Here is a 4,116-nt window from a genome sequence, read left to right on the forward strand (position 1 = left end):
ACGAATATTATTAAATTTTTTTTCTACGATAATTATAAGAACATTTAAATAAATTAAAAAAACAAAAGACTACTTATTAGACAGACATAGTCTTTTGTTGTATTTAGATTAGAATAATATTTTCAAAATTGGAATATGAATATGGTTTTATGAAATTACTATTCTATTAAAAAATTAAATATTTTATATAAAATCTCTAGACAGGGAATTATCTAGAGATTTTTTATCTTTAATTACTAATAATCTTTTAATTACTTATTCATTACATTTTTTTGATATATTTCTTCAAAAGCAGGTCTCTTAGCTTCTATATCATCCATTATCATTTTAGCTAATTGAATTGGTTCTTCGCAAACATGGAAGCAAGCGCCTAATTTTTCTTTTAATCCACCACATAAGTAATTAACAGCTCTTGATGAACCACCTACTGGAGGCATTACACCTAAATATGTATCTATACCTGTTGCAACTACATAAGTACCTATAGCTATAGCTTTTTCTGACATCCATTCAGGTGCACAACCTGCAACTGGTAAATCACATACATCACAATCCATAAAGTTTGCAACTGCTGTACATACATTTAATATACGAGAGTTGTCAACACAAGATCCAACATGTAGTACTGGTGGTATATCAACTAGCTCACAAACTGTTGCAAGTCCTTTACCTGCATATTTTTTAGCATTTTCCTTTAACATTAATCCATTTTTAGCTGCTACTGATGCACCACATCCTGTACAAACTACTAAGAAATCATTTTTAATTAATTCTTTTATCACAGTTAAATGGTTGTAATTTGATGGAGTTTTAGCATTATTACATCCAACTACTCCTACTACACCTCTTATTACTCCTGATGCTAAAGCATCAACTAAAGGTTTTACTGTATTCATTTCATCTATTTGAGAATTTACAACATTGTTTAATTGTCCAACTATTGCTGCTTCACTAAATCCTACTACACCTTCTGATTTTAAATCTGGTATTAAAACTTTTGATTTATCTCTGTTTTTGAAATTTAATATAGCTTCTCTAACTATTGTTTTAGCATCTTCAACTGCTGTTTCTTCATGGAATTCCATATAAGTAGCACCAGTTATTTGAGCTTTTGGTGAAGTAGTTATGAATTTAGTATGATAATGCTTAGCTACTTCTGCACATGCTGGGAATATACATTGAACGTCAACTATCATGGCTTCTACAGCACCTGTAACTATTGCAAGTTCTTGTTGATGGAAGTCACCTGCTATTTTTATACCATGTCTCATTGTAAGCTCATTACCTGTACAGCATATACCTGATAATGTAATTCCATCAGCTCCAACTTCTTTAGCTAGTGCCTTCATTTCTGGTAAATCTGCTGCTAAAACTATCATTTCTGATAATGTTGGTTCATGTCCATGTAATATGATGTTTACGTTATTTTCTTCTAATACATTTAAGTTAGCTTCTGTACGAACTGGTTTTGGACTACCAAACATAATATCAGAGAATTGAGTTCCTATCATAGATCCTTGCCATCCATCTGCCATAGAGCATCTTATAGCAATATCTATTATTGATTCGCAGTCAGCTGCACATCCTATATGAGTTGAATGCATTACTGTAGCTATTTCTCTATCTATTGCTCTTGGTTCATATCCATATTTTTTCCAGATTTCTTGTCTTTTCTTAGGAGCATTTACTAAGAATCTTGATACTCCAAATGGTTTACCAAATTCCATCAATCCTTCATATGCAACCTCATGAGCTATATCATATATATCTTTGCCTTCTGTTTCTATTCCCCAAGATTTTGCCAATGCTATTAATTGTTCTGGTTCTTTTATAGTATATCCACCATCTTTTGATGTTAAAGCCATTGTATGAGTTATATCTCTAGCATGGTCAGAGTGAGCTGCAGTACCACCTGCACACATTCTAGCATAGTTTCTAGCAACTATTGTATGTTCGTCAGCACCACAAAGTCCTCTTGGAGTTTTTGCACTTATTCTACATGGTCCCATACCACAGTTTCTACAACAAACACCTTTAAGACCAAATCCACATTGTACATTATATCCTAATTTTCTTTTGTACATTGTTTCAACGCCATCTCTTTCGGCTTTTTCTATTAAAACTTTACTGTTAAGATCTATTGTCATACTTTGCATTTGTTCTACTAGGTTTACTTCTTTTGCCATAATCTATTTCCCCCTGAATAAATATTTATAAATATAAAATTAAGTCATAAGTTATTTTCACTATTATTTTATCAAGGATATGATATCTTGAAAAACAGATAATAGTTGTATAACTTACAACTTATTTTTGTATTCATTTATGTTTTAGTTAAGAAATAGTTTTCTCGTATAATTTATTATTATTTCTATATTAATTTACATATTTTTATTTTTTTTATTAATTTTCATTTATGTTTTTTTTAACAATGTTTTTGAATCTTATGTTTTATATCTATATAAAATACTGTATTCAATAAATTTATTTCATATATAAGAATATTTTACTTAGATTCTAGTTTGTCTAATATTTTTATTAAAAATTTTTCTGCCAGACTTCCTTTTTTTATATTTTGTCTAGCCTCTTCAAATGAAAACCAAGTTGCCTTATCAACTTCATCAGATATATTTGATAAATCATCATCTTCAACTACAGATATAAAATTCATCATTAGTGTATTTGATTTTTCAAAATACTCACTTCTCATATATTCGTAATCTATTACGTCTAATCTTAACTCTTCTTTAACCTCTCTAACTACTGTCTGTTCTGCAGACTCTCCTTTATTTACATATCCAGCTACTAATATATAATCATTTTTTCCATATTGTTTTATTAAAAGAACTTTATTTTTAGATTTATTTACAACGGCAGTAATTATAGCTGTATTAAATATTGGATATCTAAATGTCTTACAATTCTCACAGTATTGTACTTTATTACCTTCATTATCTATTTTAAGTACTAATTTTTCTCCACATTCATAACAATTATTCATAGATACACCCCTTTTAAAAATTCTATTTTCTCAATTATAATTCTAAAATATTGATTTAAGCATTATTTCATTCTCTATAATAATACAAAATTAAATATTTGATAACTAAAATTGTAAAAATATGTAATTTGATATAATATAGTCATAAATTCTTATATTTTTTAATATAATTTGGAGGTCTATATGGATATAAAAACATTAAGATATTTTTTGCAAATATGCGAAGACGGAAGTTTTTCTAAAGCATCAAAAAATTTATATATCTCTCAACAAGGTTTAAGTAAGTCAATAAGTAATTTAGAAAAAGAAATAGGTGTTCCTCTTTTTAATAGAACATCTAATGGTAATCAATTAACTGAGTATGGTGAATACTTAAAAAATAAAGCTTCTACTATAGTTTACCAATTTGATATTCTTACAGAAGGTATAGAAGAAATTAAACAAAAGAATAAAAAATTTTTAAATATCGGTGTTCCTTTTGGAGTAATAAATGCTCTTTCTTTAGATTTAATAAATGAATTTAATAAAGTCTATCCAGATATTATTTTAAATATAAAAGAATATACTGACTCTAAATGTGAAGAGGCTGTACTAAACGGTGATGTCGATTTAGGATTTGCAATTGCATATTTTGACAAAGAAAAATTTGATTATCAAGTAGTTAAATATGAAAAAATTTATGCCATAATTAATAAAAAACACCCTCTTGCTAATAGGGAATATATCGATTTTTCTGATTTAAAAGATGAAAAAATAATTATTAACGGCACTCAATCTAAAATACATCACAATTTTATTATAAAATGTTTAGAAAATGGATTTAACCCAAATATAATAATACAGACTGATGAAATGATTCTTGTCACAGATTTTAGTAAGAGAAATGAGGGAATTGGTATTAGTATAAATTTCTCACATACTCCTACTTGTAAAATAAATTATGTGCCTTTTAGAGATGATTCCTTTACCTGGGATATATATATGGTTACAAAAAAAGATGCTATTATAAATAGCACTATGAAAAAATTTATGGATTTTATAAATGAAAACACTAGCATTCATAGTGATGATTCTAATTTGTTAGATGAAAATAAATTAGTTTAGTATTTTTTTTC

3 protein-coding genes are annotated in these 4,116 nt (G+C 27.5%); 1 reads left to right on the top strand and 2 read right to left on the bottom strand.

Annotated elements, in window-relative coordinates; genetic code table 11:
* Positions 1–251 precede the first annotated feature (251 nt).
* Both cooS and ACI3VO_RS08140 read right to left on the bottom strand, forming a co-directional pair.
* A complete protein-coding gene (gene cooS / locus ACI3VO_RS08135; RefSeq protein ID WP_439757432.1) occupies positions 252–2,186 on the bottom strand; it encodes an anaerobic carbon-monoxide dehydrogenase catalytic subunit in 1,935 nt (644 codons plus the stop codon).
* Positions 2,187–2,506: 320 nt separating this feature from the next.
* Entirely contained in the window at positions 2,507–3,001 is a 495-nt protein-coding gene (locus ACI3VO_RS08140) for an NAD(+) diphosphatase (RefSeq protein ID WP_439757433.1), read from the bottom strand.
* Between the two features lie 183 nt (positions 3,002–3,184).
* Here ACI3VO_RS08140 and ACI3VO_RS08145 point away from each other — a divergent pair, with 183 nt between their 5' ends.
* A complete protein-coding gene (locus ACI3VO_RS08145; RefSeq protein ID WP_439757434.1) occupies positions 3,185–4,105 on the top strand; it encodes a LysR family transcriptional regulator in 921 nt (306 codons plus the stop codon).
* Positions 4,106–4,116: the final 11 nt, after the last annotated feature.

Origin of the sequence: Intestinibacter sp., from assembly GCF_051866655.1 — a bacterium.
Taxonomy (GTDB): Bacteria; Bacillota; Clostridia; order Peptostreptococcales; family Peptostreptococcaceae; genus Intestinibacter.

Coding starts and splice junctions, on each gene's coding strand:
- cooS (WP_439757432.1), bottom strand. CDS start 2,186: ATGGCAAAAGAAGTAAACCTAGTAGAACAAATGCAAAGTATGACAATA.
- ACI3VO_RS08140 (WP_439757433.1), bottom strand. CDS start 3,001: ATGAATAATTGTTATGAATGTGGAGAAAAATTAGTACTTAAAATAGAT.
- ACI3VO_RS08145 (WP_439757434.1), top strand. CDS start 3,185: ATGGATATAAAAACATTAAGATATTTTTTGCAAATATGCGAAGACGGA.